This is a genomic window from Enterobacter sp. BIDMC 30, from assembly GCF_000534355.1.
Lineage (GTDB): Bacteria > Pseudomonadota > Gammaproteobacteria > Enterobacterales > Enterobacteriaceae > Enterobacter > Enterobacter ludwigii.
The window spans coordinates 2070115-2097081 of the sequence record NZ_KI973169.1 but is presented as its reverse complement, the minus strand read 5'-3'; the positions used below and the strand labels follow the sequence as shown (position 1 = coordinate 2097081).

General features: G+C 51.7%; 31 protein-coding genes, 3 tRNA genes and 1 pseudogene. 16 read left to right on the top strand and 19 right to left on the bottom strand.

Annotation, left to right across the window (positions count from 1 at the left end; genetic code table 11):
- Positions 1-53: 53 nt before the first annotated feature.
- Positions 54-611 (bottom strand): DJ-1 family glyoxalase III, encoded by a 558-nt coding sequence (locus L466_RS12310; protein ID WP_020883370.1) that lies wholly within the window; start codon positions 609-611, stop codon positions 54-56.
- A gap of 506 nt (positions 612-1117) precedes the next feature.
- Here L466_RS12310 and L466_RS12315 point away from each other — a divergent pair.
- Together L466_RS12315 and L466_RS12320 are read left to right on the top strand one after the other, a co-directional pair.
- Complete coding sequence (locus L466_RS12315) at positions 1118-1621, top strand: non-heme ferritin-like protein (RefSeq protein WP_020883369.1); 504 nt, start codon at positions 1118-1120, stop codon at positions 1619-1621.
- A 175-nt stretch (positions 1622-1796) separates the two neighbouring features.
- Positions 1797-3140 carry an anaerobic C4-dicarboxylate transporter gene (locus L466_RS12320; protein ID WP_020883368.1) on the top strand — a complete coding sequence of 448 codons (1344 nt, stop codon included), beginning with the start codon at positions 1797-1799 and terminating at the stop codon, positions 3138-3140.
- A gap of 49 nt (positions 3141-3189) precedes the next feature.
- Here L466_RS12320 and L466_RS12325 read toward each other — a convergent pair whose 3' ends face one another.
- The 3 genes from L466_RS12325 to L466_RS12330 all read right to left on the bottom strand — a co-directional run bounded on the left by L466_RS12325 (position 3190) and on the right by L466_RS12330 (position 4423).
- Entirely contained in the window at positions 3190-3441 is a 252-nt protein-coding gene (locus L466_RS12325; protein WP_014170688.1) for a DUF2766 family protein, read from the bottom strand.
- 109 nt (positions 3442-3550) lie between these two features.
- A complete protein-coding gene (azuC, locus tag L466_RS23645; RefSeq protein WP_014832437.1) occupies positions 3551-3634 on the bottom strand; it encodes a stress response protein AzuC in 84 nt (27 codons plus the stop codon).
- 150 nt (positions 3635-3784) lie between these two features.
- Positions 3785-4423: an RpiB/LacA/LacB family sugar-phosphate isomerase gene (locus L466_RS12330; protein ID WP_020883367.1), complete on the bottom strand. Its 639-nt coding sequence runs from the start codon at positions 4421-4423 to the stop codon at positions 3785-3787.
- A gap of 247 nt (positions 4424-4670) precedes the next feature.
- Between L466_RS12330 and L466_RS12335 the strand changes: the two genes are divergently transcribed.
- From L466_RS12335 to ftnA, 3 genes are all read left to right on the top strand, one after another.
- A complete protein-coding gene (locus L466_RS12335) occupies positions 4671-6824 on the top strand; it encodes an HD domain-containing phosphohydrolase (RefSeq protein ID WP_255344412.1) in 2154 nt (717 codons plus the stop codon).
- Between the two features lie 103 nt (positions 6825-6927).
- The gene (gene yecR / locus L466_RS12340; protein ID WP_020883365.1) at positions 6928-7266 is read left to right on the top strand and encodes a YecR family lipoprotein; all 339 of its coding nucleotides are present in this window, start codon (positions 6928-6930) and stop codon (positions 7264-7266) included.
- Between the two features lie 202 nt (positions 7267-7468).
- On the top strand, positions 7469-7966 hold the full coding sequence (gene ftnA, locus L466_RS12345; protein WP_014170693.1) for a non-heme ferritin: 498 nt from the start codon (positions 7469-7471) through the stop codon (positions 7964-7966).
- A 53-nt stretch (positions 7967-8019) separates the two neighbouring features.
- Here the strand turns inward: ftnA and L466_RS12350 are convergent, their stop codons facing one another.
- Positions 8020-8361, bottom strand: a complete 342-nt coding sequence (locus L466_RS12350; RefSeq protein ID WP_025203830.1) for a hypothetical protein — start codon at positions 8359-8361, stop codon at positions 8020-8022.
- A 247-nt stretch (positions 8362-8608) separates the two neighbouring features.
- Here L466_RS12350 and tyrP point away from each other — a divergent pair, with 247 nt between their 5' ends.
- On the top strand, positions 8609-9820 hold the full coding sequence (tyrP, locus tag L466_RS12355) for a tyrosine transporter TyrP (protein WP_032680759.1): 1212 nt from the start codon (positions 8609-8611) through the stop codon (positions 9818-9820).
- Positions 9821-9851: 31 nt separating this feature from the next.
- Here tyrP and L466_RS12360 read toward each other — a convergent pair whose 3' ends face one another.
- Positions 9852-10520, bottom strand: coding sequence for a YecA/YgfB family protein (locus L466_RS12360; protein WP_020883362.1), 669 nt, complete (start codon positions 10518-10520; stop codon positions 9852-9854).
- Between the two features lie 425 nt (positions 10521-10945).
- On the opposite strand from L466_RS12360, the gene L466_RS12365 reads away from it, so the two are divergent.
- The 5 genes from L466_RS12365 (at position 10946) to L466_RS12385 (ending at position 15953) form a co-directional block, all read left to right on the top strand.
- Complete coding sequence (locus L466_RS12365) at positions 10946-12067, top strand: branched-chain amino acid ABC transporter substrate-binding protein (RefSeq protein WP_020883361.1); 1122 nt, start codon at positions 10946-10948, stop codon at positions 12065-12067.
- Between the two features lie 100 nt (positions 12068-12167).
- A complete protein-coding gene (locus L466_RS12370) occupies positions 12168-13082 on the top strand; it encodes an ABC transporter permease subunit (protein ID WP_025203827.1) in 915 nt (304 codons plus the stop codon).
- Positions 13083-13093: 11 nt separating this feature from the next.
- A complete protein-coding gene (gene livM / locus L466_RS12375) occupies positions 13094-14368 on the top strand; it encodes a high-affinity branched-chain amino acid ABC transporter permease LivM (protein ID WP_032680758.1) in 1275 nt (424 codons plus the stop codon).
- Positions 14365-15240: an ABC transporter ATP-binding protein gene (locus L466_RS12380; RefSeq protein WP_014170700.1), complete on the top strand. Its 876-nt coding sequence runs from the start codon at positions 14365-14367 to the stop codon at positions 15238-15240. Before livM ends, L466_RS12380 begins: the two co-directional genes overlap by 4 nt.
- Positions 15237-15953, top strand: coding sequence for an ABC transporter ATP-binding protein (locus L466_RS12385; protein ID WP_014170701.1), 717 nt, complete (start codon positions 15237-15239; stop codon positions 15951-15953). Before L466_RS12380 ends, L466_RS12385 begins: the two co-directional genes overlap by 4 nt.
- A gap of 103 nt (positions 15954-16056) precedes the next feature.
- Here L466_RS12385 and cspF read toward each other — a convergent pair whose 3' ends face one another.
- Positions 16057-16269 carry a cold shock-like protein CspF gene (gene cspF / locus L466_RS0122420; protein ID WP_025203826.1) on the bottom strand — a complete coding sequence of 71 codons (213 nt, stop codon included), beginning with the start codon at positions 16267-16269 and terminating at the stop codon, positions 16057-16059.
- Between the two features lie 285 nt (positions 16270-16554).
- Between cspF and L466_RS12390 the strand changes: the two genes are divergently transcribed.
- Positions 16555-16773 carry a cold shock domain-containing protein gene (locus tag L466_RS12390; RefSeq protein ID WP_014170702.1) on the top strand — a complete coding sequence of 73 codons (219 nt, stop codon included), beginning with the start codon at positions 16555-16557 and terminating at the stop codon, positions 16771-16773.
- A 297-nt stretch (positions 16774-17070) separates the two neighbouring features.
- Here the strand turns inward: L466_RS12390 and L466_RS23865 are convergent, their stop codons facing one another.
- Entirely contained in the window at positions 17071-17235 is a 165-nt protein-coding gene (locus tag L466_RS23865; RefSeq protein ID WP_214579409.1) for a YnfU family zinc-binding protein, read from the bottom strand.
- A gap of 131 nt (positions 17236-17366) precedes the next feature.
- On the opposite strand from L466_RS23865, the gene L466_RS23955 reads away from it, so the two are divergent.
- Both L466_RS23955 and L466_RS12395 read left to right on the top strand, forming a co-directional pair.
- The gene (locus L466_RS23955) at positions 17367-17561 is read left to right on the top strand and encodes a cold shock small protein YmcF (protein WP_032669962.1); all 195 of its coding nucleotides are present in this window, start codon (positions 17367-17369) and stop codon (positions 17559-17561) included.
- 57 nt (positions 17562-17618) lie between these two features.
- Entirely contained in the window at positions 17619-17846 is a 228-nt protein-coding gene (locus L466_RS12395; RefSeq protein WP_014170703.1) for a hypothetical protein, read from the top strand.
- A 191-nt stretch (positions 17847-18037) separates the two neighbouring features.
- Here the strand turns inward: L466_RS12395 and fucR are convergent, their stop codons facing one another.
- Positions 18038-18763: an L-fucose operon activator gene (gene fucR / locus L466_RS12400; protein WP_032680757.1), complete on the bottom strand. Its 726-nt coding sequence runs from the start codon at positions 18761-18763 to the stop codon at positions 18038-18040.
- Between fucR and L466_RS12405 the strand changes: the two are divergent.
- Positions 18721-18963: pseudogene (locus L466_RS12405) on the top strand (iron-containing alcohol dehydrogenase); the annotation flags it as partial. The gene fucR and the pseudogene L466_RS12405 overlap by 43 nt on opposite strands.
- A gap of 269 nt (positions 18964-19232) precedes the next feature.
- On the opposite strand, the gene L466_RS12410 reads toward L466_RS12405, so the two are convergent.
- From L466_RS12410 to uvrY, 6 genes are all read right to left on the bottom strand, one after another.
- Positions 19233-19319, bottom strand: a tRNA-Leu gene (locus tag L466_RS12410).
- 11 nt (positions 19320-19330) lie between these two features.
- Positions 19331-19404, bottom strand: a tRNA-Cys gene (locus L466_RS12415).
- Between the two features lie 46 nt (positions 19405-19450).
- Positions 19451-19526, bottom strand: a tRNA-Gly gene (locus L466_RS12420).
- Between the two features lie 152 nt (positions 19527-19678).
- Entirely contained in the window at positions 19679-20227 is a 549-nt protein-coding gene (gene pgsA / locus L466_RS12425) for a CDP-diacylglycerol--glycerol-3-phosphate 3-phosphatidyltransferase (RefSeq protein WP_014170706.1), read from the bottom strand.
- A gap of 56 nt (positions 20228-20283) precedes the next feature.
- Positions 20284-22116: an excinuclease ABC subunit UvrC gene (gene uvrC, locus L466_RS12430; protein ID WP_032680754.1), complete on the bottom strand. Its 1833-nt coding sequence runs from the start codon at positions 22114-22116 to the stop codon at positions 20284-20286.
- Positions 22113-22769, bottom strand: a complete 657-nt coding sequence (gene uvrY, locus L466_RS12435) for a UvrY/SirA/GacA family response regulator transcription factor (protein WP_013096026.1) — start codon at positions 22767-22769, stop codon at positions 22113-22115. Before uvrY ends, uvrC begins: the two co-directional genes overlap by 4 nt.
- A 466-nt stretch (positions 22770-23235) precedes the next feature.
- On the opposite strand from uvrY, the gene L466_RS12440 reads away from it, so the two are divergent.
- Complete coding sequence (locus tag L466_RS12440; protein WP_003859644.1) at positions 23236-23460, top strand: DUF2594 family protein; 225 nt, start codon at positions 23236-23238, stop codon at positions 23458-23460.
- Between the two features lie 66 nt (positions 23461-23526).
- Here the strand turns inward: L466_RS12440 and sdiA are convergent, their stop codons facing one another.
- The 4 genes from sdiA to dcyD form a co-directional block, all read right to left on the bottom strand.
- Positions 23527-24249 (bottom strand): transcriptional regulator SdiA, encoded by a 723-nt coding sequence (gene sdiA / locus L466_RS12445; RefSeq protein ID WP_014170708.1) that lies wholly within the window; start codon positions 24247-24249, stop codon positions 23527-23529.
- Positions 24250-24470: 221 nt separating this feature from the next.
- The gene (gene tcyN / locus L466_RS12450; RefSeq protein WP_014170709.1) at positions 24471-25223 is read right to left on the bottom strand and encodes an L-cystine ABC transporter ATP-binding protein TcyN; all 753 of its coding nucleotides are present in this window, start codon (positions 25221-25223) and stop codon (positions 24471-24473) included.
- The gene (gene tcyL / locus L466_RS12455) at positions 25220-25888 is read right to left on the bottom strand and encodes a cystine ABC transporter permease (protein ID WP_014170710.1); all 669 of its coding nucleotides are present in this window, start codon (positions 25886-25888) and stop codon (positions 25220-25222) included. Before tcyL ends, tcyN begins: the two co-directional genes overlap by 4 nt.
- A gap of 20 nt (positions 25889-25908) precedes the next feature.
- Positions 25909-26895: a D-cysteine desulfhydrase gene (dcyD, locus tag L466_RS12460; RefSeq protein WP_014170711.1), complete on the bottom strand. Its 987-nt coding sequence runs from the start codon at positions 26893-26895 to the stop codon at positions 25909-25911.
- Between the last annotated feature and the right edge of the window lie 72 nt (positions 26896-26967).

The window sequence follows — 26967 nt, the reverse complement described above, 5'->3', positions numbered from 1 at the left end:
AGATCAGCTAAGAAGTCCCTGAGCGCCGGACGCTCTAGCATCCGGCGGGAAATTTACCAGGCGTAATAGATGTGGTCAGCGTGATCGCGAACGGGCGTTTCGTCACCCAACAGTCGAGCAGCAAGGGCCAGCGCAAAGTCAAACGCATGACCAAGACCTTTGCCGCTGAGCAGGTTTTTATCCTGGACGACCGGTGCATCCACATATTCACCGTCTTTTACCGTCTCCCATAAATCCCCGGAGCAGACGTAGCGACGCCCCCGAAGCAGCCCATTTCCCCCCAGCACGCGCGCCGCTGCTGAACAAATAGGGCAAATCAGCTTTCCGCGCGCGTCATGTGCAGAAATAAAACGGATAACCTGCGGATCCGCGGCCAGATTTGCGCTGCCCTGGGGTCCCCCAGGTAGAACAATCGCATCGTAAAGCGAATCACGGCGTTCTGATAAGGTGCTGTCTGCCACCATGGAAATGTTATGGTAACTGACCACTGCACGCGACTGCGCGCAGGCCAGAGTTTCCACGTCGATGTTCAGCCGGCGCAAAATATCAATGGTGATAATCGCCTCTGCTTCCTCAAAACCGGGTGCCAACAGCACCGCAACCTTTGCCATCATAGACCTCAATGATTGAAACAAGATAAAACAGTGTTTCATTTTTACACAATCATTAAGAACAATCTTGCACGGCGATCACACACTCGCCTTTTTGCGATAAATTGATTTAGCGCAATTTTATTCCTCAAAATATATCCTGATTGATTGATCTGTTTTTCACATCGTCACAGAAGATTCTGTTGCCTTAATATTTTCACTCTTGAAAAAACGAGACAAACAATACACAAACACATAAAAATCAATTAGTTATTAATGTGTTAATTTATATCCACCTGTTTTCATTTCTGTACTATATTAAATTTTGTAATGTATGGTAAACACAGCCTAATTAAGAGTTTTCTTAGACAGAATACAAGGGTATGCTTATTTATATCGAACACAGGAAGTGAATATTCGATCGACTTTTGTCGCCGCAGAAATGCCATTTCTGCATTCCATTAGATGTGCCTGCCGGGTCAGGTTAGCCGCGGACATCACGTCCCACAGTCAATAAGGATATGAGTATGACTACCCAAACGATGATGCAAAAACTCAATGCCCAGTTGAACCTCGAGTTCTATGCCTCGAATCTGCACCTGCATATCAGCTCGTGGTGTTCCGAAAACAGTCTCAATGGCTCTGCCACTTTTTTTCGCAGCCAGGCGCAAAGCAACGTCACCCATATGATGCGTGTTTTTAACTTCATGAAAGCCGCAGGGGCGAACCCAACCGTAAAAGCGCTTGATACGATCGACGATAACTACTCTTCTCTGGAAGAATTGTTTGAGAAAACGCTGGAACAGTACGAACAGCGTTGCAGCACGCTTAACAAGCTGGCCGATGAAGCCAGAGCACAACACGACACCAAAACCCTTAAATTCTTACGCGATATGGATAAAGCGCAACAGCAGGACGGCATGCTGCTCAAAACGCTGGCGGACGAAATCCATAACGCGCAGCAGGCGGGTTTATGTCCGGAACAAACCGACCGTCATCTGCTTGACCTTGTGACGGTACAGCACCACTGATCATTTTCCTGCTCCCTGACAGGCGCGCTTTTCGGCCTACCGGGAGCAGGTTCCCCCTCTCGTCGCCAACCTTCTGCTTTTGCTAAGATTTAACAAATCAGATCTCGCTCTCAATGATTAACCACACAACATGTAATGATTTATTTAATTACATTATCATTGACGAGGGAGCATCATGATCACCATTGAGTTTATTGTCATCCTCCTCTGCCTGCTGACAGGTACGCGTTTCGGCGGCATGGGGCTTGGGTTGATAAGCGGTATTGGCCTTTTTATTTTATGTTTTGTCTTTGGTCTGCAACCCGGCAAACCGCCGGTTGACGTGATGCTGACCATTCTCGCCGTCATTGGATGTGCCGCAACGCTTCAGACCGCAGGCGGCCTGAACGTCATGATGCAATTTGCTGAGCGCCTGCTGCGCAAACATCCTCAACACATCACGCTTCTCGCCCCTTTTACCACCTGGATGCTGACCTTTCTCTGCGGGACCGGACACGTGGTGTACACCATGTTTCCCATCATTGCGGATATCGCCCTGAAAAAAGGGATCCGCCCGGAACGCCCAATGGCCGTGGCATCAGTGGCATCGCAGATGGCAATTACGGCCTCGCCGGTCTCCGTGGCCGTTGTGTCACTGGTCTCCATTCTGGGCGCGCAGCATGGGCTCGGCCACGCGTGGGGAATACTGGAAATTCTCGCCGTCTCGGTTCCTGCCTCACTGTTCGGTGTGGCGATTGCTGCGCTGTGGAGTTTGCGTCGTGGGAAAGCGTTAGCGGACGATAAGGAGTTTCAGGAAAAGCTCAAAGATCCGAAGCAGCGTGAATTCATCTACGGCGGGACGGAAACGTTAATGAATCAACGTTTTCCAAAACAGGCCTACTGGTCCACGTGGATTTTCTTCGCCGGCATTGCCGTGGTTGTCCTGCTGGGGGCATTCCCTGACCTGCGCCCTGCATTTGAGATAAAAGGAAAAATGACGGCGTTGTCGATGAACCTTGTCATCCAGATGATGATGTTAATTGCCGGTGCCGTAATGCTGATGGCCTGCAAGGTCAATGCGTCTGCCATTTCTAACGGCGCGGTGTTTAAGGCGGGTATGGTCGCGATCTTCTCGGTGTTCGGGGTGGCGTGGATGAGCGATACCTTTTTCCAGGCGCATCTTGATGAGTTAAAGCTGGCGCTGGAAGGCGTGGTGAAAAGTCATCCGTGGACCTACGCGATTGTGCTGTTCCTGGTATCAAAGCTGGTAAACAGCCAGGCGGCAGCCCTGACGGCCGTTGCGCCTATGGGACTGATGCTGGGAATCGACCCGAAAATGCTGATCGCCTTTTTCCCGGCCTCTTACGGCTATTTTGTCCTGCCGACCTACCCAAGCGATTTAGCCTGCATCGGCTTTGACCGTTCGGGCACAACCCGCATCGGCAAATTTATCATTAACCACAGCTTTATTCTGCCGGGATTAATTGGCGTAAGCTGCGCATGTGCGGCGAGCTATCTGCTGGTACAGACGTTCTTTTAAGGTGAGCGAAGGGCGACAAACGGTCGCCCTTTTTAGCGTCAGGCGGGCTTTAGTGAGACTCGCCCTGCGGCGTGAATCGCAGTTCAATCAGCGCGATGGCTTTCTGAATAGCGCGAAGCGTGACCGGGTCAGCCGCTGCTGGATGGCTGTTGAAATCGATATTTTTCAGCTGCGTGGACATCTTCTCGCGCACTTCAACCGGCGCAATAACGTCCAGGACATCAAGGATTTGTTTGATAACTAACTGACAGGCGACAACGTCAGACACCAGCTCCTGATCGGCGCTCAGGTTTTGTGACATGGGGCTTTCTCCTTATTTAAAGGCCGCCATAGTAACAAAACGCAGGCACATTCATCTCCCTCTTGTCGCTTACGGGCACAAAAAAACCCGCCGAAGCAGGTTTTTTTCATCAGAACATTGCGCCCGGTGGCACGTCTTTAAAAGTGTTGCAGTAGTTAGCCCACATACTTTTCAGGATTTTGCGAAGTTTCATCAGGTAGCTCCATTAACTTGTTATACAACTTTATCGTCAATGTGCTTATAATATGACCATCGTCACAAAAATCAATATTTTTGTGACGCGCATCACAATTTTATTCTTCGTGCCAAACCTGAAAAGTGGGGCTCACGGCACCTGAAAGCGTCAGCCTACGATCCCGCGAACAAAAGCTTCAATCTCTTTGTCCTGGCAATTCTCAAAGAAGCACTGCTGGAAACGTTGACCCGAAACGGCCGTCTTCACCAGCTCGGGATCGATTGCGCGCAGCGTATCCAGATAGTTTTCTTTCACGACCGCCGCTTTAACCTGGTTCAGAATACCGGCGTTACGCACCTGCGGCTCTTTGCGCTCGGGCGGATAACCTTCACCGTTTCGACCAGTGAACGCTTTTTCAAAGATAAACCGAACGTTCAGTTCAGCCCCCCAACCGAAGCCTTTGGCAAACGGCAGGGAGAGCGCGTTACCGTTGTTGATCTGAGCAAACAGGAACGCATCCGCAGGATCAATGCAATAGCCGCAGATGACGCCCGGGTGGATGTTCAGCGACATCAATGCCCCCTGCCCCGTACCGCAGCCGGTCACAACAAAATCAACGGCTTTCGCATTCAGTAAAATGCTCGCCATAATCCCCAGATGGATATAGGTCAGGTGATGGTCATTCTCGTCGCTCATGCCCACGTTATAAACCGGGAACCCTTTTTCATCGGCTACCGTTTTCAACTCTTTCAGTATCACTGGGTTTTTCGCGGCCTGGCTGTTTTCCATCATCAGTGCAATTTTCATTTCATCTCTCCTGAATGCGTGGCGGGAGATCCCGCTATGGATACCTTTACCTGTTCACCCTACTATCAAACAAACAACCTTTCAAATTAAATGAAAGGTTGTTTTAAAAAACAAAGACGGGTTCACAATTTAGCGAGAATGAGACCGTACGCCAAACGTTCATTAAAAAGTTAAAGCAAACCTGTTGCCGCTTCTGCCCGTTAGCTAGACTGCAAAAGTACACGCTAAAACCGTATGGGGTTGACCTGTGAATCAGCGCTGCCGGATGCTTCGCTCCCTCTTTCTACTCGCGTTGACGGGTCTGTTGCTTGTTTGCCCCCCTGCCCGGGCAGAAGAGCCTGTACCGGTCTGGATCTTTGATGCTAACAACTTCGAATTCTGGCGCACACCGCAAGGAGAGTGGCAGGGTTTTTATCCTGAACTGATTAAGGCCATCAATAAACAGGCGGGTACGCAGCTGCAGCTGCGGCCGCTCTCCGGAGCCGATATTAGCCAGCGTTTTGTACAAAATGAGTATGGCGTGTATGCCGGGGTATTGCGCACGGAGAAGCGAGCCAGAACCAAAATTCTCTCAGCACGATTGTTTGATAACGACGTGGTGGCCGCCAGTCCATCGATGACGGTGACAACCGCCGGACAGCTCAGCCATGCCCGGGTGCTGTTCCGTAAAGACGACGCGACGCTCGACAGCGTGCAACAACGTTATCCCGACCTTAAATTTCGTTCTCTGCGCCTCGTCGCCACCAGCGACGAGGCTTTTCGCTTACTGAGCGACAACCAGGCTGATTTCTATATTAATGACGCTCCGGAGATGGAGAATACCCAGCGCTATTATCTGGTCTCCCGGCCCTTTCCTGAGCTACGCATTCCTGTCGTCCTCGCCTTCAGTCCTGACCTGCTTCCCCTGCGGGATAAAATCAATGCGCTGATTGGCACCTGGTATCGCAACGGCGAAATCAACACGATGCTGGAGGAGAGCAAGCGCAATTACCTGCTAAGCCGTATCACCCTGTCAGAGGAGGAGCGAACCTGGATCGCGCATAATCGCCTGCAGATCAACCTGCCCAAAAACGAGAATTTTGCCCCGCTTATCTGGCGGGACAGCAAGGGCTACCACGGCACAGCCATTGATATGATTAACGATATGCGCGATTTACTGGGCATGAAGGTTGATGTCAATTTTATCGATCACTATTCGAGTCTTCCGCGACAGCAGTGGGCGGTTCGATTGATTGATATCGTTGATCGAAGCGACAGTGCGCATGCACAGGGTCGTATCGGCCCCGACATCGCCTGGCACAACGCCTATTACAATCGCAGCAGTCAGCCCTTCTTGTGGAACGAAGAGAGTATTCGCAGCCAGCGCGTCGGCGTACTCGACGGTTCGTTTGCCGCAGCCTATTTACGCCAGCGTTTTGGCAGCGATGTGATCATCGTGACCCGGCCAACCATTGACGGTCTTATCGACGCGATTGAGAACGATGAGATTGACTATATTCTGGGCGACCTCAGTTCGCTGGAGTCCACGCTTCGCGGCAACGAGTTGTTTCGCGGGGTGCTGAAAGTCGCGGGGGTCACCCGCTCTGAATTTATTATTGGCCCGTGGGTGGATCCGCAGCATCCGCTCTTTCATCTGCTGACTCAGGTTCATCGCCTGTCAGAATACCGCACGCAAATAGAACGTCAGGATGAGCAGAGTTACTTACCCGATTTTTCTAAAAACACGCTGAAGATTATCAGCGTAATTTTGCTGATCGTGGCCCTGTTCAGCATCGGTATGCTGATCATGATGCGTCGCCATTTACGCCAGAACCGGATGGTTAACCGCAATATGGTGCAGGCGCTGGAGAAGGTAAACCGCGCGCACGATGACGAGACCGGCAGCCATATTCAGCGCGTCGCCCGATATTGCGGCTTAATGGCGCGTGAGCTTGGGCTTTCGCGCAAAATGACCCGTGAGATAGAACATTTTGCCTCACTTCACGATGTCGGAAAAATTGCCGTGCCGGAGCGTATTCTGCGTAAGCAAGGCCCGCTGACCCAGGACGAGTTTGCCGAGATGAAACTTCATACCGTGAAAGGGTGGCGGATTATTCAGGGCTTAGAGCTGGGCGCAGTTGCGGAGAATATTATCCATTTCCATCATGAAAAATGGGATGGCAGCGGATATCCGCAGGGGCTACGGGGAGAACAGATCCCGCTGGAAGCCCGCATTCTGGCGCTGGCCGATGTGTATGATGCCCTGAGGCAAAAGCGGGTCTATAAGCCGGGATTCACTCACGAGCAAGCCTGCAAAATCATTCTGGAGGGTGACGGCTGCCATTTTGACCCGCAGCTTATTGCGCTGTTTCGCCTGCATCATCTTAAGTTTAAAACCATTTTTGACAGCCTGGCCGACTAAACGGCCCGTCGCAAAGAGAAAGCGCAGATTGCCCGGCTATTCCTCGCATTGCGACTCACATCTGCAGGTACGATAACGTATTTCCATTCACTCAGAGCGAACCATGAAAAGAGTCTTCGTCGCCGGTACGATCCTGCTGCTGGCGGGCTGTAACATTAATCGCCAGGCTGAGGTCAGCACCCTGGACGCGCCAAACGGCATCGTCCGCCTCGACTACGGGCAAGCAATGCTGCAAAACGCCTATTCCGATGAGTATGTTAATAACGGCACCGCAGCTAAAGCGTGTCAGAGCATGGGGTATGCCACCGCCTCTGCCTATGGCCAGCCCATTAAAACCTGCACCCTGACCAGCGGCTCTCTGTGTCTCAATGAGAGCGTGACGATCCAGTATAAATGCATGGGCTTTGCCGTAAACCCTAAGGCAAATAACCCGTGGTATTAATCTGTGCTGCCAGTATTGACTGGCAGTGTATTTCATTACGAACAAAAACAATTCTCATTAATAAAAATATAAATCGGCAATGCGTTTTATTCCCATTCGTATTTTAAATAAAGAAATAATTATTTTACGTTTTGCAAATAATTAAATAACAAATTATAGTGTCGCTCATTGTGAACCAGAATTAATAACCCGGAGCGTCACCATGCTGAAAACTGAAATGATCGACAAGCTCAATGCACAAATGAACCTTGAGCTTTTTTCATCCCTTCTCTACCAGCAGATGAGCGCCTGGTGCAGCTACCACAGTTTTGAAGGCGCTGCCGCCTTCCTGCGCCGCCACGCGCAGGAAGAGATGACCCATATGCAGCGTCTGTTTGATTATCTGACTGACACGGGCAGCCTGCCGCGCATCGATAACGTTGCGTCCCCGTTTGCCGAGTATAATTCGCTTGATGAGCTCTTCCGTGCGACCTATGAGCACGAGCAGCTGATTACGCAAAAAATTAACGAACTGGTTCATGCGGCAATGATCGGCCAGGATTATCCGACCTTTAATTTCCTGCAGTGGTACGTGGCAGAGCAACACGAAGAAGAGAAACTGTTTAAATCCGTGCTGGATAAATTGTCTCTGGTGGGGAAAACAGGCGAAGGTCTTTACTTTATCGATAAAGAACTTTCTACCCTCGATACACAGAAATAATATTGCTGCGGTGCTGTTTTCAGCGCCGCACTTTTTATTCTCCGCGCACAGATTTACATACACCCCGCACAGCTTGTACACCGCCAGTCCTGCGTATTGACCGCCTGGTAAAAATACCGGTAGTTAGCCGTCTCCAGCGGAATACCGGCATCAAAAAAAACATCTGTCAGCCAGTCTACGTTTTCGATGATCCACTCATCTTCTTTTAGCCCCTGCGCAAAGGTGTCGTCCTCAGGATCGATGATCGAATAAATAGCCCAGGTGCCCATATCCTTTTCACGACGCGATTCAGGAAGCTGCAGGGCCTGGTTCTGCCAGCTGATTATCCAGTGACCATGGCACAGTAAATTACCGCCCCGGCTCCACGCCGCGGTAAAGGGATTATTTCCCGCCATCTGCCCTCATTTTATTTGAAAACTTATAGTTATTGTTTAAGTTACGCCTGATTTTTCGGCAAAAATAGTGCCCTTACGAAGTAGGTATCCCCTCCCAAAGGGGCAGGTCCGGGTAAATTACCTAAAGTCGAAAAATATCGTAAATAATTCATTACACCTACTGTAACGGTCATTTGACGAAGCGGGGCTTTTCCCTTACTCTGCGCCGCAGAATTTGTCGCGATTACGAATCGTTGTAGAGGAATGCGTGAAAAACAGAACCCTGGGAAGTATTTTTATCGTCGCCGGAACGACGATTGGCGCAGGAATGCTGGCGATGCCTCTGGCTGCCGCAGGCGTTGGATTTGGAATGACACTGCTGCTGCTTGGCACACTCTGGGCGTTGATGTGCTACACCGCCCTGCTGTTGCTTGAGGTTTATCAGCATGTGCCCGCGGATACCGGCCTGGGTTCTCTTGCGGCACGCTACCTGGGACGCTATGGCCAGTGGATAACCGGCTTTAGCATGATGTTCCTGATGTACGCCCTGACCGCGGCCTATATCAGCGGCGCCGGAGAGTTAATCGCCTCCAGCGTTAACGACTGGTTCGACGCTGATATCACGCCTTCAACGGGCGTTATCTTCTTTGCGCTTATTGGCGGGGGTGTGGTCTGCGTGGGGACTTCGCTGGTCGATCTGTTTAACCGTTTTCTGTTCAGCGCCAAAATACTGTTCCTGATTGTGATGCTGGTTCTGCTGGCACCGCATGTTCACAAGGTTAATCTGCTGACGCTGCCGCTGGAAAAAGGGCTGGCGCTGTCCGCGATCCCGGTTATTTTCACCTCGTTTGGCTTCCACGGTAGCGTGCCCAGCATCGTGAGCTATATGAACGGAGACATCCGTAAGCTACGCCGCGTCTTTATGGTGGGGAGCGCCATCCCGCTGATTGCCTATATTTTCTGGCAACTGGTGACGCTGGGAAGCATTGACGCGTCGACCTTTACCGGGCTGATGGCGGAACACGCTGGCCTGAACGGCTTTCTGCTGGCACTGCGCGAGGTAGTCACCTCCCCGCACGTTGAGCTGGCGGTCCATCTGTTTGCCGACCTGGCGCTGGCCACCTCATTCCTGGGCGTGGCGCTCGGCCTGTTTGATTACCTGGCCGATCTGTTCCAGCGTCGTAACACTGCTGCAGGACGCTTACAGACAGGGGCAGTCACCTTCCTGCCTCCTCTGGCGTTCGCACTGTTTTACCCGCGTGGGTTCGTGATGGCGCTGGGGTATGCAGGTGTGGCGTTATCCGTGCTGGCCCTGCTGCTCCCTTCCCTGCTGGCCTGGAAGAGCCGCCAGCAGCATCCTCAGCAAGGGTACCGCGTCATGGGCGGTAAACCGCTGCTGTGCATTGTGTTTGCCTGCGGAGTGATGATTATTCTGGTGCAGTGCTTGATAGCCGCAGGGATGCTACCGGAAGTGGGTTAACAAAAAAGGGGCTGAAATCAGCCCCTTTTTATTAGTGCAAACAGCAGCTCTTAAACTTCTTACCGCTGCCGCACGGACACGGATCGTTACGCCCGACCTTTGTGCCGTTAACAATCGGTTTTTTTGCTTCCGGCTGCTGTGGGTTGTCCACCCAGTAATTGTACAAACGCAGAGCCGCAGGCTGAATGCTCTCAATGCTGGCTTTATATTCGTCTTCGCTCAGCTCATCCAGCTTCTCGCTGTTCTCGTCTGTACCGTGCAGCGCAATCGCATCAAGATCGGCCTTCAGCGCTTCCGGTAAGGCTGACCAGTCCGTCAGCGCCACACCGCGCATATAGCCATAACACCACTCTTCAACAACGGTATAGCTCTCGCCGTCGACATCGTTGTAACCAAACATCGGCTCAAACTGATCCGGGTATTCGCTCAGGCGCTCAGCAATATCGTTCATATGCTTAAAGCAGAGATCGATAAAACGGTGCATTTCACGATCGTTTTTCCAGCGCGGAATGTATTTCTCGCCACCCCACACGGCCACCAGCCAGGTATCTGGCTCAACGACAACAGGGCCGGAAAGGACTGCGGTAAGCATGCCGTCCAGTTCGGACACGTCAATCACGGACGCATCGTCATGACCGTAAGACATTAATGTCTCTTCCAGCCACGCCATTTCGCTTTCATTCAATGGGCCTTCAGTCATCGCTGACACTCCTGATAAAAAAGGAAAAGATCCTGACACATATCTCACGGCTTTCCTATCTGAAGTTTAGGTCTTTATTGCTGCAAAAACGTGCAAATCGTGACCATTGCACAACTTATGGGCTTTGTTGTTAACGATATGTGATCTCCGCTGTAATTTCATCGCGTCCCACAAGGTGCCATATCACCGCACTCTATACTCAAACATGTCACAACCCGCTCAATGGGTTAACCATTCTGGCAACGATTTTGCTTAATGTTCTTCGCGCGAACCTGCGCAGGGAAACCTCGCCGTATTACGCAGGCGTTGTCTGGATCTTGTTCGTTTAGTGCATTTTGTTCTTGCTCGTGTTTTTGGATTGGCTGCGCCGCCGGCGTCCGGGTTTACGCCGTGGTGCAAAAACCTCTTTGCTAAGGAACATAATAATGTCGCTGAAATTTATCAGAACTCCCCTTTCTCTCGTGCTGGCCGGTTGTCTGGTGACGGCATTTTCTGCGCATGCAGATATTGTCATTGGTGTGGCCGGGCCGTTTACCGGCCCAAACGCCACCTATGGCGATCAGTACTGGCACGGTGCAACGCAGGCCGCTGAAGACATTAACGCCGCAGGCGGCATTAACGGCGAGAAGATTAAGCTGGTTCAGGGGGATGATGCCTGCGAGCCGAAACAAGCCGTGGCCGTCGCCAACCGCCTGGTCGACCAGGATAAAGTCAACGCGGTGGTCGGCCATTTCTGCTCCTCTTCCACAATGCCCGCCTCCGAGGTGTACAGCGACGCGGGGATCCTTGCCATTACCCCCGGCTCGACCAACCCGCTCATTACCGAACGAGGCATGACCGATATGTTCCGCATGTGTGGTCGCGATGACCAGCAGGGCCAGGTCGCCAGCGATTTCATTATCGATAAGCTGAAAGCCAAACGTGTGGTCATCATCCATGACAAAGACACCTACGGTCAGGGGCTGGCAGACGCCACCAAAGCTGCGCTGGCGAAGCGCGGGGTTCAGGATGTGATGTATGAGGGCTTATCCCGTGGTGAGAAAGACTTTAACGCGCTGGTGACAAAAATCGGCGCGCAAAAGCCGGATGTGGTGTTCTTCGGCGGTTGTCACCCTGAAGCCGGCCCGCTGGTTCGCCAGATGCGTGAACAGGGCGTGCAGGCGAAATTCTTCTCCGGCGACTGTATCGTCAACGAAGAGATGGTGACCGCGGCGGGTGGGCCGCAATATACCAAGGGGATTTATATGACCTTCGGTAAAGACCCGCGTCTGATCCCGGATGGGAAAGCGGTCATTGAGAAATTCCGCGCCGGTAAATTCGAGCCTGAAGGTTACACCCTTTACTCTTATGCCTCCGTTCAGGCCATTGCCGCGGCCTTCAAGGCCACGGGCGGTAAAGACTCGGCCAAAGCCAGCGAATGGCTGAAAGCCAATGCCGTCGACACGGTTATGGGCAAAAAAGCCTGGGACAGCAAAGGCGATCTGAAAGTGTCTGACTACGTGGTATATCAGTGGGACGATAACGGAAAATATAAGGAAGTTCAGTAACGGGACGGAGTCACGCTCAACGCCGGCAGGTTCGCCTGTCGGCGCGTAATAAACATCAGGCTGCGCGTGCCGCGCAGCTTAAAATAACGAGCGCGCTATGATGAGTACATTCTTCCTGCAACAGTTAATAAATGGCTTAACGCTGGGCTCCGTGTATGGATTAATCGCCATCGGCTACACCATGGTGTATGGCATCATTGGTATGATTAATTTCGCCCACGGCGAAGTGTATATGATCTCCGCCTACCTCTGCGCCATTGGCCTGGCGCTGCTCTCCTTCTTCGGCCTGCAGTCGTTCCCGTTGCTTATCCTCGGTACGCTGATCTTCACGATTGTGGTGACCGGTGTTTACGGCTGGACTATCGAGCGCATTGCCTATAAGCCGCTACGCAACTCTACCCGTCTGGCACCGCTTATCTCCGCCATCGGGATGTCTCTGATTTTGCAAAACTACGCACAGCTGAGCCAGGGGCCACGTCAGCAAGGGGTGCCCACGATGCTGGATGGCGTACTTCGCCTGCATATCGGTGAGGGGTTCGTTCAGATAACCTACACCAAAGTGTTTATTCTGGTTGCCTCGTTCGCCGGCATGCTGTTGCTGACATGGATAATCAACAATACCCGGCTTGGGCGGATGTGCCGCGCGGTGCAGCAGGACCGCAAAATGGCCTCCATTCTGGGCATTAACACCGACAGAATCATTTCGCTGGTCTTTGTGATTGGCGCGGCGATGGCCGGTCTGGCGGGTGTGCTCATCACCATGAATTACGGCACCTTCGATTTCTACGTCGGATTTGTCATTGGCATCAAGGCGTTTACCGCAGCGGTGCTCGGCGGGATTGGCTCCCTGCCCGGTGCGATGCTCGGCGGGTTGATTCTGGGCGTCGCCGAGGCGCAATTTTCCGGCATGGTGAACTCAGATTATAAAGATGTGTTCTCGTTTGGCTTGCTGGTCTTGATCCTGATTTTTCGTCCTCAGGGTCTGCTTGGCCGCCCGATTGTCGCCAAAGTGTGAAGGAGAATACGATGACCTCTCACGGCTTTTCGCTTAAGCGCTGCATTCTGGACGCCATTTTTTCCGGGCTGATTGCGTTAATAATTTTTGGCCCGATTGCCGGCGTGGTGCTGGACGGATACAGCTTTAATTTCGCCGGACAGCGGCTCGCATGGATAGTCGGCATCGTAATGCTGGGCCGTTTTCTGCTGAGCGCTTTTTTAGGCACCGCTCCGGGTGCACGTTTCCAGGCACGTTTTGAAGCCGACAGCGCGGGGGTTTATGTTCGGCCGCCGGAATACAAAAGCCGCATGCGCTGGATAATCCCGCTGATTATCGCCCTTGCGATCTGCTTTCCCTTTGTTGCCACCAAGTACGTTCTCACCGTCGCCATTCTTGGTCTTATCTACGTGCTCCTCGGTCTCGGGCTGAATATTGTGGTCGGTCTGGCCGGGCTTCTGGATCTCGGTTATGTCGCTTTTTATGCCATCGGCGCTTACGGGCTGGCGCTGGGGTATCAGTATCTGGGATTAGGATTCTGGAGCATGCTGCCGCTGGCGGCAATTATGGCTGCTGCGGCCGGCGCCCTGCTCGGCTTTCCGGTGCTGCGCATGCACGGTGATTACCTGGCGATCGTCACGCTTGGCTTTGGGGAGATTATTCGCCTGATCCTCAACAACTGGCTGACCTTCACCGGCGGCCCGAACGGCGTTTCTGCCCCGCCTCCCACCTTTTTCGGACTGGAGTTTGGCCGCCGTGCCAAAGAAGGAGGCGTACCCTTTCACGAATTTTTCCATCTGACCTACAACCCGAACATTAAGTTTATCTTTATCTACACGGTGCTGTTCCTGGTGGTGATGTTGGTGCTGTATATCAAGCATCGTCTGACGCGGATGCCGATTGGTCGGGCGTGGGAAGCCCTGCGGGAAGATGAAATCGCCTGTCGCTCAATGGGTTTAAATCATGTGCTGGTCAAGCTCTCGGCCTTTACGCTGGGTGCGTCGACTGCTGGCATCGCCGGGGTGTTTTTTGCCACTTATCAGGGCTTTGTCAACCCGACATCGTTTACCTTTTTTGAATCGGCGCTGATCCTGGCGATTGTGGTGCTCGGCGGTATGGGCTCAACGCTTGGCGTGGTGCTGGCGGCGTTTGTGCTCACGGTGACGCCGGAGCTGCTGCGCAGTTTTGCCGAGTACCGGGTTTTACTGTTTGGCATGCTGATGGTGGTGATGATGATCTGGCGTCCACGCGGGTTGATTCGCATTAACCGCAGCGGGTTTGCCGTGCGTAAGGGCGTAGCGCCATGAACGGAACGATATTAAGCGTTGAACATCTTATGATGCATTTCGGCGGGATCAAGGCGTTAAACGACGTCAACCTGGACGTGCAGCGCGGTTCAATTACTGCACTTATTGGCCCAAACGGCGCGGGAAAAACCACCGTCTTCAACTGCCTGACCGGTTTCTATAAGGCTTCTGGCGGCAATATTTTCTTTAATACGCGCAATAAGACGACCAACGTCATTCAGATCCTCGGGCAAAAATTCCAGCCAGGAGACTGGATCCACCCTGCGCAGTTTGGGCAACGCCTGTTCTACAAAATGTTCGGCGGCACTCACCTGGTGAACCGCGCCGGACTTGCGCGCACCTTTCAAAATATTCGTCTTTTTCGCGAGATGTCGGTCGTGGAAAACCTGCTCGTGGCCCAGCACATGCGCGTCAATCGCAACCTGCTGGCTGGCGTATTCAATACGCCAGCGTACCGACGGGCGGAAAACGACGCGCTGGACAGGGCCTTTTACTGGCTGGAGGTGGTCGATCTTGTGGAGTGCGCCAACCGCCTGGCGGGCGAGATGTCGTACGGCCAACAGCGGCGTCTGGAGATCGCGCGGGCCATGTGCACCGGCCCGGAAATGATCTGTCTGGATGAACCCGCCGCCGGGCTGAACCCGGTAGAGACACATAAGCTGAGTAACATTATTCGTTTTCTGCGCGACAACCACGGCATAACGGTATTACTGATTGAGCACGACATGGGGATGGTGATGGAAATATCGGACGACATTATTGTGCTCGACCATGGCGATGTGATTGCCCGGGGGAAACCTGAGCAGATCCAGCATGACGAAAAGGTGATTGCCGCCTATCTGGGCACCGATGAAAGCGAGGTCACTCTATGAATGAGCCGCTGCTGGCATTTCGCGAGGTGGATGTGTTCTATGGCGTGATTCAGGCGCTGAAGCAGGTATCCCTCGAAGTGCATAAAGGGGAAACGGTGGCGCTTATCGGCGCGAATGGCGCGGGTAAATCGACATTGCTGATGTCTATTTTTGGCCAGCCGCGTATTCGTAACGGGCAAATCCTGTTTTGCGGCGAAGACATCAGCCATAAATCTACCCACTATGTGGCCTCCGGCGGCATAGCGCAGGCACCCGAGGGGCGGCGTATTTTTCCGGATATGACGGTTGAAGAGAACCTGCTGATGGGGACCATTCCTGTCGGCAATCAATTTGCCGCCGACGATATGCAGAGCATGTTTGAGCTGTTCCCGCGCCTCAAAGAACGCCGTAAACAGCGAGCCATGACCATGTCCGGCGGAGAACAGCAAATGCTTGCCATCGCCCGCGCGCTAATGAGCCGCCCTAAACTGCTACTGCTGGATGAACCCAGCCTGGGTCTGGCGCCCATAGTGGTTAAGCAGATCTTCCAGACGCTGCGCGAGCTGGCTCGCAACGGCATGACCATTTTTCTGGTAGAGCAAAATGCGCATCATGCTCTGAAGCTTTCTGACCGTGGCTACGTCATGGTCAACGGGCAAATTCGCCTCAGCGGCAGCGGCGAGGAGTTGCTGGGAAACCAGGAGGTAAGAAAAGCCTATTTAGGCGGAGTGTAATTCATACGCGTGTCATACTCATGTCGCGCATAAATGTAAATATATGTCAGGCGATGCGACGCGGATGTTTCAATATACCGCTATTAACATCTTCGCTGATTATTTATGAAAGATAGACATTTGCGGCCATCGGTCCGCTGAGTCCGTTGATACGACAGAACTCAACGCGAATCCCGGGAAGGAGCGTTTCTTTTTCGTTGTTATTAAAGGCTGAAATGTGGAGAAAAACGTCCTTTCGACCATCTGAAGGGATGATTAGGCCTTTACCACTGTGCATATCAAAACTTTTGACAATTCCTGTCATTTTACGAGACAAATAAGATCCTCTTAGAAAACATGCATTAACTATACACATAAATTAATTTTAAGCTAATGCAGTGTGACACTTTTTATGTGAGCCTTCCGGAAGGCTAAAATAAAAATTGCTAATTCTCCCGCCTCATGCATTAATGAAGTCGTTGGTTTAATCCACACACGAGCGTAAAAAATTTTACCCGGCAGTCCTCATAACCAGGCGCTATCGCTGATATCCCCTCCTTTTGAGTCCATACGTTTAATATTATACGTTTCTTAGCATTTCAAATACTCACAAGGAGTCTGCATGTCTTCAAGAATTATAGGTTTGGTTAAGTGGTTTAACGAAGATAAAGGTTTCGGTTTTATCTCTCCTGTCGATGGCAGCAAAGATGTGTTTGTGCACTTTTCTGCTCTGCAGGGCGATGATTTTAAAACTCTCTTTGAAGGCCAGAAGGTCGAATTTGCTATCCAGAGTGGCGAAAAAGGCCCTGCTGCTGCAAGCGTAATACTTTGCGATAGATAAAGTTATCACGGACCCGCGATCACGATGATGGATTTTTCCTGAGTAGACGGGTCCTGGATTAGAAGGCTTTTTCTGAGCAACAGGTCAGCATATTTTTCTCGTAGAAAGAGTGTGCTGACCGATGTGATGAAGTGCAGGTCTGCTGCACGAAGAGTCTTAAAGCAGAAGCGAGCTGCTTGTAAAATATCAAAGTGCGTAAGAGGTCAGGCAACCTCCAAAAGCATCACTTCTTCAATGTTGCTTTGCCAAATGAGATCGTCTGTAAAGACGCAAATTCATCATCTGGCAAATGCATTTTTAGAATTTTTGAGCGGTTTTGAAAAGAGTGCTGCAGTGTGGGCAGACAAGTTGAGCCCCTTTTTGTACACGGCTGAAACTATGCTCAGAGTCTTTTGAACAGTTTGGACATGGACATTTAACTAAGTAATTGCGACGGAATTGTGTATTTTTACGTCCTGACATAGGCATCTCCTGATTTAAACGACTGTCACCATACACGTTCACGAAGATGATTGCTTGCTTTTATTTCCGAATGATTGCAAAAACCAAAGAAAGTACAAATGCAACGTTTTTTCGAAAATTAAATACCGCTAATGTTAAAAAAGGTAAATGATATCAACTTAAATATTCACTTCAGATGCCCATGTTGTCATGGCTCCCAATACAGAACGTCGATTTTTGATGTGTCTGAAAAAAATCCGTATGGCGCTAAATGCATTTTCTGCAAATCGACGATGACATTCGCAGACAGACCTGACAGCCAGACAAAAATTTTCGCGCCGTCCTGATCCCCCTCGCCTTCACAGAGAAGGTGCTTAAGCAGATAACGACCAACAAGGTGAGATATGAAGAAAGTCATCGTCTTTTTCAATGGTAAACCGAGCAATGTTGTCACCGTGCTTAAGGGTATTACATCCATACGGCAGGAATATCCGAATGGTGAAGCGATAAACCTGCAGATAATGTCCGCAGGTTTTCCTTCTCTGACCGGCGATCATGAAGTGGTTTATGTGGCGTCGGACAGGGAGCTGACTTCTCAGGAAATTCTGGATGCGGCTAAGAAATATTTATAATTACTCTGAATGTATTGCTGTTCTTGTAGATGCCCTTGTTTAAGGGTAATCCCCTTCTTATTTGTGCTGCTAACATCTTTTGTTTACCCTCCCCGCGTTAAAAATCTTATACGGAATGAATAATACGTTAACGCTATCGCGAACAAACACATCCCTAATAGACTTAATTGCGTCATAATATGTCAGGTGGCTTATTGTCTCAGCCCTGATTCATTCAGTTGTGTGTCAGACACAATATGCGTTACCTCATCCAGGTGCCCAATTCTGGCCTCCCCTGAACGATTAAACTTACTCTTATCTATCAACAATAAAGACTGAGAAGCGCGCTTGAGTAGCAGCGATTTGAAGCCAGCGTTGACCCTGTTGGAATCCCACAACCCTCCATGACTGTCTATCCCTTCGCAGGAGAAGATAAACAGGTCGATGTCCAGCAGTTTGAGTTGTGAAATCAACGAGGGGTTAACGTAGCAGCCATACTTACGCTCGAGTTTACCGCCGGAGCTAATAAGTTGAATCTGTTCACGTTTGCCCAGTTCCAGGCAGATAGGGTGACTGTTAGTAAAGACCTGAATATCGATGTCAGGCAGTTGCCGCGCAAGATACCAGCAGGTTGAGCTGGCATCCAGGGCAATGACCATCCCGGCTTCAATCCACTCCAGCGCCTCTCTGGCGATATCCGCTTTATGCGTGAAGTGGCTCTTAAGGCGAATATGAAATGGATCGCCGCTGTCCTGGTTTTCCCGGTGAATATATTTCGCCCGACCGTGGTTGCGCAGCACTTTTCCCTGCGCCTGCAGTTCGCTGAGATCGCGGCGAATGGTCTCTTTACTGACGTTAAGCTGGGTGGATAAAACGTCCGTCGTCAGACTATGATGCTGAATCGATGGGCGTGAAAGTGGAAGGACTGAGCCTTGCAGACGCGCGCAATGCTGCCGTGGATGCCGTCTTCAGGCTTAATCACGATGTGGGCATCCCGCTCCATCTGCGTGAGGCTGGAGTACAAAAAGAAGATATCCCGATGCTGGCCCAGGCGGCATATGATGATGTCTGTACTGCCGGCAACCCACGGGAAGCGAGCCTGGCAGATATTAGCGAGCTGTACCATACCGCCTGGTAGTGCGACTGCGTTACCCGGTTTAGAGGACCCTTCTGGGCCGGGTGACGCAGAGAGACAGTGCCATCAGTATTTAAAACCGTGATTTCGCAGCTGACGACCGACGCCAACAGATCCTATCGGTAATGGCCATTGTTGGGCATGATTGCCCTCTTATTGTGGCGAAGTTGAAGGGTGAAACTAGGGTATACGGCGAAAAACAGGCACAAAAAAACCACCTTTCGGTGGTTTCACGACACTGCTTATTGCTTTGATTATTCTGCTTTTTCCCATGGTAGCCGGAGTGGGACTTGAACCCACACAGCGCGAACGCCGAGGGATTTTAAATCCCTTGTGTCTACCGATTCCACCATCCGGCCAGGGAAGAAAGTGGAGGCGCGTTCCGGAGTCGAACCGGACTAGACGGATTTGCAATCCGCTACATAACCGCTTTGCTAACGCGCCGTAAAACTTTTTTACGCGACACCCGCTATTGCGCATGTCTTTAATCTGGAGCGGGAAACGAGACTCGAACTCGCGACCCCGACCTTGGCAAGGTCGTGCTCTACCAACTGAGCTATTCCCGCATGTCATCAAGTTAACTTCTAACCACTTGATTTCATTATCGTCCGGCTAGCTGTGCCGCCGTTCGATGCGTTGCATTCTACTGATATGACGGTATGAGTCAACGTTATTTTTTGCATCCCCGGATCGTTTGCTGAAAATTACGTCGAAACGATCACTGATCAAGCAAATCGCCACGGGCAGCGTTTAAATATTGCAGCATAGACCACAGCGTCAGTACCGCAGCAACCCACAGCAGCCCAATCCCCGCCCACTCAACCCAGGCGTTTGGACGCCAGAGCATCCAGACCAGCGAGGCCATTTGCGCGGTGGTTTTCACTTTACCAATCCACGATACCGCGACACTGCTGCGCTTACCCAGCTCCGCCATCCACTCACGCAGCGCAGAGATGATGATCTCACGACCAATCATGGTTGCTGCAGGCAGCGTTACCCACCACGTGTGGTAGTGCTCAGCCACCAGCACCATCGCGATAGCGACCATGACCTTATCGGCGACCGGGTCGAGGAAGGCACCGAAGCGGGTGCTTTGGTTCCAGCGGCGTGCCAGATAACCGTCAAACCAGTCCGTAACCGCAGCCACCAGGAAAATCAGTGCACAGGCAAAAGGGGCCCAGACGACTGGCAGGTAAAACGCCAGTACAAAGAACGGGATAAGCACAACGCGAAAAAGAGTGAGCAACGTAGGGATATTAAATTGCATAATGACGGTAACTGTTTGTTGTCAGTAAAATTTAGCTCTATGTTGCTACAGAGCCCTCAATGTTTCAACGAGTAGTAGATCTTTTCTGCCAGCGCTTGCGAAATACCCGGCACTTTTGCAATTTCCTCCATGCTGGCATTGAGTAATCCTTGCAATCCGCCCATATATTTAAGCAACATCTGCCTGCGTTTTGGCCCGACGCCTTCGATGGTCTCAAGCGTACTGGTGTTTTTTACCTTCGCCCGTTTTTTCCGGTGCCCGCTGATGGCGTGATCGTGTGACTCATCGCGGATATGCTGGATAACATGCAGTGCCGGAGAATCCGGCGGCAGACTGAAGCCCTCCCCCTCCGGTTCAAAGAAGAGCGTCTCCAGACCGGCTTTACGATCGGCCCCTTTTGCCACGCCCAGCAGCAACGGATGGTTTTTATCCCAGCTCACATCAAGTGAGTCAAAGACCGCTTTCGCCTGCCCGAGCTGCCCTTTCCCGCCGTCAATCAGTATCACATCCGGGATTTTGCTCTCTTCGATGGCTTTACCGTAGCGACGGCGCAGCACCTGGTTCATGGCGGCATAGTCATCGCCCGGCGTGATCCCCGTGATGTTATAGCGACGATATTCCGCGCGCAGCGGGCCGTTAGCATCAAACACCACGCAGGAGGCCACGGTCTGCTCGCCCATCGTGTGGCTGATGTCGAAACACTCCATCCGTTTAACCTCCCGCAGCTTCAGGAGCGTAGCCAGTGCCGTTAAACGCTGGTGGACCGTCGATTGCTGGGACAGTTTTGTGGTAAGCGCCGTCGCCGCGTTGGTCCGGGCAAGCTTCAGGTAACGCGCGCGGTCACCGCGCGGTTTGGTCTGCACGTTAACCCGACGACCAGCCAGTTCTGACAGCGAATCCGCCAGAAGCGTTTTATCATCGAGATTGAAATCAAGCAGGATCTCCGATGGCAGCGTGCGCATCTGACTCCCCTGCAGATAGAACTGCCCGACGAAGGTTTCAACCACCTCACCCAGCTCCGTCCCTCCCGGCACTTTCGGGAAATAGCTGCGGCTCCCGAGCACTTTACCCTGACGAATAAACAGCACATGCACGCAGGCCATGCCGGCGTCAAAGGCAACGCCGATCACGTCGAGATCGTCACCGGTGTTCGAGACAAACTGTTTCTCAGTGACTCTGCGCACCGCCTGGATTTGGTCGCGGATCCGCGCGGCCTCTTCGAACTCCAGCGCTGCACTGGCTTTCTCCATCCGGGCGATCAGCTGCGTTAATACCTGATCGTCTTTCCCGGCTAAAAACAGGCGCACATACTCGACCTGCTGCGCATACTCGTCTTCACTCACCAGCCCGGCAACGCATGGCCCCAGACAGCGGCCAATCTGGTACTGCAGACACGGGCGTGAGCGATTGCGATAGACACTGTTTTCACACTGGCGAACAGGGAAGATTTTTTGCAGCAGCGCCAGCGTCTCACGGACGGCATAGCCGTTGGGAAACGGGCCGAAATATTCACCCTTGGCATGTTTTGCACCGCGGTGCATAGCAAGCCGGGGGTGCGTATCGCCACTCAGGAAGATAAACGGATAGGATTTATCATCGCGTAACAGCACGTTGTAGCGCGGCTGATAGAGCTTAATATAGTTATGCTCAAGCAGCAGCGCCTCCGTCTCGGTATGCGTGACGGTAACATCAATATTCTGTATGAGTGCGACCAGTGCTTCGGTCTTGCGGGAGGCAAGGTTACTGCGAAAATAGCTGGAGAGGCGCTTTTTGAGATCTTTCGCTTTCCCCACGTAGATAACCGTACCGCCAGCGTCATACATACGATAGACGCCAGGCTGGCTGGTTACGGTTTTCAGAAATGCTTTTGAATCGAACACATCACTCACTGACTTAACAACGTCTCCGCATTACATAAACCATGCCGGATGGCCAGATGAGTCAGTTCAACATCACCATGAATGTTCAGTTTGCTGAACATGCGATAACGATAGCTGTTCACCGTTTTCGGGCTAAGATTCAGCTGTTCCGAGATCTCATTTACCTTCTGACCTTTGGTGATCATCAGCATAATCTGCAATTCACGCTCGGACAAACTGGCAAACGGCGATTCCGTTTTCTCGGGTTCGATCTGACTCAGGGCCATCTGCTGAGCAATGTCGGAAGCAATGTAACGCTGTCCGGCAAACACGGAACGGATAGCATTGACAACCTCCTGCGGCGCGGCACCTTTACTCAGGTAACCGGCAGCGCCCGCCTGCATCACTTTCGCGGGCAGCGGGTTTTCAGTATGCACGGTCAGCATGATGACTTTTGTATCAACAAAGGTACGCGCGATTTTGCGGGTTGCTTCAAGACCACCGATACCGGGCATGTTCATATCCATCAACACCACATCGGCTGAATTAGTGCGGCACCATTTTACGGCATCTTCGCCGCAACAAGCCTCACCAGCAACTTTAATACCTTTTATATCTTCAAGAATGCGTCGTATCCCTGCGCGCACCAGTTCGTGGTCATCAACAAGAAGGACGTTGATCAAAGGAAATGTCTCCAGAATAGGGATAACGCTACTGAGTGATAATTTGGTTTATATTAACGGTTTTCCTCACAAGATTAAAACGTTAAAAAATCGGCTATTCGATTTCGCTCTCGTTTTTGGAAATTAGGCTGTACAGAACGTGGAAAGAGAGCCCGCGCCACCAGGGCTTGTGCAGCTTTTTTTAAGCATCTGTATTCAAAAAGTTACAAAAAACCTGTCGCCTGAGTCCGTAAAAAAACAGTTCTTAAATTTTTGTAACAATAATTAACGGCAAGCGAACCGGGTATAAACAATTCGTCGCTATTAACGCCGCACAGTTTAGCGGCACGCGTTGTTTACGCAAATAAACATCCAGTGTAAAAGTACGAAAAACAACCGCTGCATTTTTTGCTGCGCCTTGTGGTATACTCCGCCGCCTTGACTTTCATCGTCGCGCACGAGCGCCGTTTTATAATGAGGAAAATAAATGAGCACACCTGAATTTGCCACTGCGGAGAATAACCAGGAACTGGCACAGGAAGTAAACTGCCTGAAATCGCTGCTAACGCTGATGCTACAGGCGATGGGCCAGGCTGACGCCGGTCGTGTGATCATTAAAATGGAAAAACAAATCGCGCAGATGGAAGACCAGGCGGAATCCGCGGTATTTGCCAACACCGTTAAGCAAATTAAACAAGCCTACCGCCAGTAATAAAAAACGGCTGGATGCGGTGCATTCAGCCGTTGCCTCGTCTGACACGCAGAACGTACTCTCTACTCAAATAAGCCCGGTCGCCGCCGCGTAACACGCGATCTGCGTCTTGTTAGGCGCATTGAATTTCTTCTGCATATTCTTCTGATGAAAGTTAACCGTATTCTCTGAGATGGAGAGAATGATCGCAATTTCCGCCGACGTCTTCCCTTCCGCGGTCCATTTAAGAATTTCCCGTTCACGTTTGCTGAATTTCATCTCAGGCGGCATCACCATCTCATCTTCAAATCGAATCAACGATGTTAAGGCCACTTGCACCAGCAGTTGTAACCGCAGCTCTATTTCCTCGTGGTCTAGCGGGCTCTCCAGCATGCTAGTACGAGAAACCGACAGAAAACCGAGAGCATGATTCGGCAGCATCAGACACTGCGTTATTCCTGTACGTAAGCCGTGTTCCCGTGCGCTATGCCATAATTCCTCAGCATCCGCGAATAATTCGTCAGTCCAGGGTAAATGCCCCTGGATGAAATTCTCCGGTTTTAACACCGGGTCAATGGCGAAATAATTCTTCGACTGATATTGCGCCTGCCACTGTGGCGGATAAGTGGTATGCACAGAAATCTTAGGCCGCGTAAAAGGCACGGGATGGCGTACGCAGAGTGCGTAATAATCGAATTCTAGCGCCTGAGTTTGTCGCTGAAGTTCCTGATATACCTCGTCGGCACAGGTCAATTTCTGAAACCGGAGGGAGCATTCCCGTCGCCAGGTGAAAAAGTCTGAATCCTTCATACTTACTAAATGAAGCCTCTGAAATGATATTCATTATTATGGTGAATATAACCTAACACATAAAACTTATTTCTAACTACAAAATATCGGCAACAGCACAATTAACTTTACATTTGATAAGGTTTATTGGGCCTGAGCGGAATAAAAAAACACGGTGTCGGGCGCAGGGGGAGAATAATTTGCCCCAGATGAATTTTCTGGAGCAAATTAGTGCAAAAATTCTACTGCATAAGGAATTTTTCAAGGAACTGACGGGTTCGCGGCTGCTGTGGGTTGGCAAATAAGTGTTTTGCCGGCCCCTGCTCCACGATCCTTCCCTGATCCATGAAAATGGCGCGGTCCGCCACGTCACGAGCGAAGCTCATCTCGTGGGTAACGATAACCATTGTGCGTTTCTCCTGTGCCAGCTGGCGGATGGTGTTCAGCACCTCGCCCACCAGCTCAGGGTCGAGCGCAGAGGTCGGTTCATCAAAGAGGATCACATCCGGACGCATCGCCAGCGCGCGGGCAATCGCCACACGCTGCTGCTGACCACCTGACAGGCGGCGCGGGTAGCTGGTTTCTTTACCGGCCAGCCCGACTTTTGCAAGCAACTCGCGCGCGCGAACCGTCGCGTCCTCTTTGGCTTCCCCTTTTACAATGACCGGGCCTTCAATGATGTTCTCCAGCACCGTCCGGTGTGGGAAGAGATTGAAGTTCTGGAAAACAAAGCCCACATGCTGGCGCAACTGGCGAATCAGACCTTTTTGCTGGCTGATGGATTTGCCGGTATCAATCGTAATGTTCCCCACCCGAATCGTGCCTTCTTCAGGCTGTTCAAGCAGGTTGATGCTGCGCAGCAGCGTTGTTTTCCCGGAACCACTCGGGCCAATAATGGCGACCACTTCGCCCTGCTCTACCTCCAGATCAATCCCGTGGAGCACCGTTTGACCGTGGAATTTTTTCACCAGGTTTTTAACGTCGATAGCACTCATTTTGGATCACGCTCCTGGCGGTTAAGCTGGTTTTCGAAATAGTTTTGCAAGGCGGATAACACCGTCGCCATTACCCAGTAAATCAGCGAGGCCGCCAGATACATGGTGAACACTTCCAGGGTGCGCGAGGTAATAAGCTGCGCCTGACGGAACAGTTCCGGTACCTGAATGGTGGCCGCCAGCGACGTGTCTTTCACCAGGCTGATAAAGCTGTTGCTGAGCGGCGGAAGCGCCACACGCGCCGCCTGAGGCAGAATGGCTCTGCGCAGCGTTTGCCAGGGCGTCATACCGATACTGGCCGCCGCTTCCCACTGCCCTTTATCAATGGACGAGATTGCCGCACGCAGCGTTTCAGAGGTGTATGCCGCCGTATTGAGCGACAAACCAATCATCGCCGCCGGGATCGGATCCAGCTCAATACCAAACTGCGGTAAACCGTAGTAGATCATAAAGAGCTGCGCGATAAGCGGCGTGCCGCGAAACACAGAGATATAAAAACGCGCCACCCAGCGTACTGGTAAGACGGGTGACATACGCATTAAGGCCAGCACAAACCCGAGTACCAGACCGAAGAACATCCCGCCAATACTGAGCTGTAACGTAAATACCGCACCTTTAAGCAGGTACGGCAGGGAATCAATAACCAGTTGAATACTTTCTTGCATTATTATTTTTCGACCTGATTTTAGACATGAGGATGGTAGGCAAACAGCGCAGGTGCCCCGCCGGTGTGAACAAACAAAATCGGCCCTTCATCCTTAAAGCGCTTCTGTTCAATGCCATCGATAAGACCGGCCATCGCTTTGCCCGTATACACGGGATCAAGCAGTATACCCTCGAGGCGCGCCAGCAATTTCACCGCATCCATCCCCTCTTCATTAGGCGTGCCGTAGCCTGGTGCAAAATAGTCGTCCCAGAGCTGGATATCAGCCGTTGCCTTCAACGCCAGTTGCTCTGCCACCGCCTGCTGTAAGGTGACCACTTTCGGCTTCTGGTCCGCGACGCTACGCGATACCGTCACGCCAATAAGCTCGACATCGGGTAATAATTGCTCCAGACCTACGGCCAGCCCTGCGTGGGTACCTGCACTGCCGGAAGCAACAACGACAGAAGAGAGGCTGACCGCCCCCTCGCATTGCTGGGCAATCTCCAGCGCACTTTCTACATACCCCAGCGCGCCCAGCGCATTCGAGCCGCCGACAGGAATAATGTAGGGACGAAAACCCTGCGCTTCCAGACGCGTCGCCAGTTCATCAAGTTGTGCGGTCGGGTCGGTTAATGCCTCGACCATTTCGACTTGTACGTTAAACAGATCCAGCAGCAGACGGTTGCCGTTAGTCAGATAGTTTTCTGCGTGCGTTCCAATTGGGTTTTCCAGCAATGCCACACAGTGGAGACCCAGCTTTGCGGCCACCGCGGCAGTCTGACGGACATGGTTAGACTGAATGGCACCTGCGGTAATGAGCGTATCCGCGCCTTCACGCAGGGCGTCAGCGGCCAGAAACTCCAGCTTACGCAGCTTATTGCCTCCCATCGCCATCGGCGTTACGTCATCGCGCTTAATAAAAATATCGCGTCCTAAATAGTCAGAAAATCGCGGCAGATACTCCAGCGGAGTCGGCGCGCCGATAAACTCCAGGCGGGGAAAGCGCGTTAAATTCTGTAGTGACATGGGTTCTCCGGTAACACAGACTCAAGGTGATATTTTTCATTATGCACGCAGACGCGTAAGAAATAAAAAAGG

Bases quoted from the DNA above. Each gene is read 5' to 3' on its own strand.
- L466_RS12310 (WP_020883370.1), bottom strand. From the start codon at position 611: ATGGCAAAGGTTGCGGTGCTGTTGGCACCCGGTTTTGAGGAAGCAGAG.
- L466_RS12315 (WP_020883369.1), top strand. From the start codon at position 1,118: ATGACTACCCAAACGATGATGCAAAAACTCAATGCCCAGTTGAACCTC.
- L466_RS12320 (WP_020883368.1), top strand. From the start codon at position 1,797: ATGATCACCATTGAGTTTATTGTCATCCTCCTCTGCCTGCTGACAGGT.
- L466_RS12325 (WP_014170688.1), bottom strand. From the start codon at position 3,441: ATGTCACAAAACCTGAGCGCCGATCAGGAGCTGGTGTCTGACGTTGTC.
- azuC (WP_014832437.1), bottom strand. From the start codon at position 3,634: ATGAAACTTCGCAAAATCCTGAAAAGTATGTGGGCTAACTACTGCAAC.
- L466_RS12330 (WP_020883367.1), bottom strand. From the start codon at position 4,423: ATGAAAATTGCACTGATGATGGAAAACAGCCAGGCCGCGAAAAACCCA.
- yecR (WP_020883365.1), top strand. From the start codon at position 6,928: ATGAAAAGAGTCTTCGTCGCCGGTACGATCCTGCTGCTGGCGGGCTGT.
- ftnA (WP_014170693.1), top strand. From the start codon at position 7,469: ATGCTGAAAACTGAAATGATCGACAAGCTCAATGCACAAATGAACCTT.
- L466_RS12350 (WP_025203830.1), bottom strand. From the start codon at position 8,361: ATGGCGGGAAATAATCCCTTTACCGCGGCGTGGAGCCGGGGCGGTAAT.
- L466_RS12360 (WP_020883362.1), bottom strand. From the start codon at position 10,520: ATGACTGAAGGCCCATTGAATGAAAGCGAAATGGCGTGGCTGGAAGAG.
- L466_RS12365 (WP_020883361.1), top strand. From the start codon at position 10,946: ATGTCGCTGAAATTTATCAGAACTCCCCTTTCTCTCGTGCTGGCCGGT.
- L466_RS12370 (WP_025203827.1), top strand. From the start codon at position 12,168: ATGAGTACATTCTTCCTGCAACAGTTAATAAATGGCTTAACGCTGGGC.
- livM (WP_032680758.1), top strand. From the start codon at position 13,094: ATGACCTCTCACGGCTTTTCGCTTAAGCGCTGCATTCTGGACGCCATT.
- L466_RS12380 (WP_014170700.1), top strand. From the start codon at position 14,365: ATGAACGGAACGATATTAAGCGTTGAACATCTTATGATGCATTTCGGC.
- L466_RS12385 (WP_014170701.1), top strand. From the start codon at position 15,237: ATGAATGAGCCGCTGCTGGCATTTCGCGAGGTGGATGTGTTCTATGGC.
- L466_RS12390 (WP_014170702.1), top strand. From the start codon at position 16,555: ATGTCTTCAAGAATTATAGGTTTGGTTAAGTGGTTTAACGAAGATAAA.
- L466_RS23865 (WP_214579409.1), bottom strand. From the start codon at position 17,235: ATGTCAGGACGTAAAAATACACAATTCCGTCGCAATTACTTAGTTAAA.
- L466_RS23955 (WP_032669962.1), top strand. From the start codon at position 17,367: ATGTTAAAAAAGGTAAATGATATCAACTTAAATATTCACTTCAGATGC.
- L466_RS12395 (WP_014170703.1), top strand. From the start codon at position 17,619: ATGAAGAAAGTCATCGTCTTTTTCAATGGTAAACCGAGCAATGTTGTC.
- pgsA (WP_014170706.1), bottom strand. From the start codon at position 20,227: ATGCAATTTAATATCCCTACGTTGCTCACTCTTTTTCGCGTTGTGCTT.
- L466_RS12440 (WP_003859644.1), top strand. From the start codon at position 23,236: ATGAGCACACCTGAATTTGCCACTGCGGAGAATAACCAGGAACTGGCA.
- sdiA (WP_014170708.1), bottom strand. From the start codon at position 24,249: ATGAAGGATTCAGACTTTTTCACCTGGCGACGGGAATGCTCCCTCCGG.
- tcyN (WP_014170709.1), bottom strand. From the start codon at position 25,223: ATGAGTGCTATCGACGTTAAAAACCTGGTGAAAAAATTCCACGGTCAA.
- tcyL (WP_014170710.1), bottom strand. From the start codon at position 25,888: ATGCAAGAAAGTATTCAACTGGTTATTGATTCCCTGCCGTACCTGCTT.
- dcyD (WP_014170711.1), bottom strand. From the start codon at position 26,895: ATGTCACTACAGAATTTAACGCGCTTTCCCCGCCTGGAGTTTATCGGC.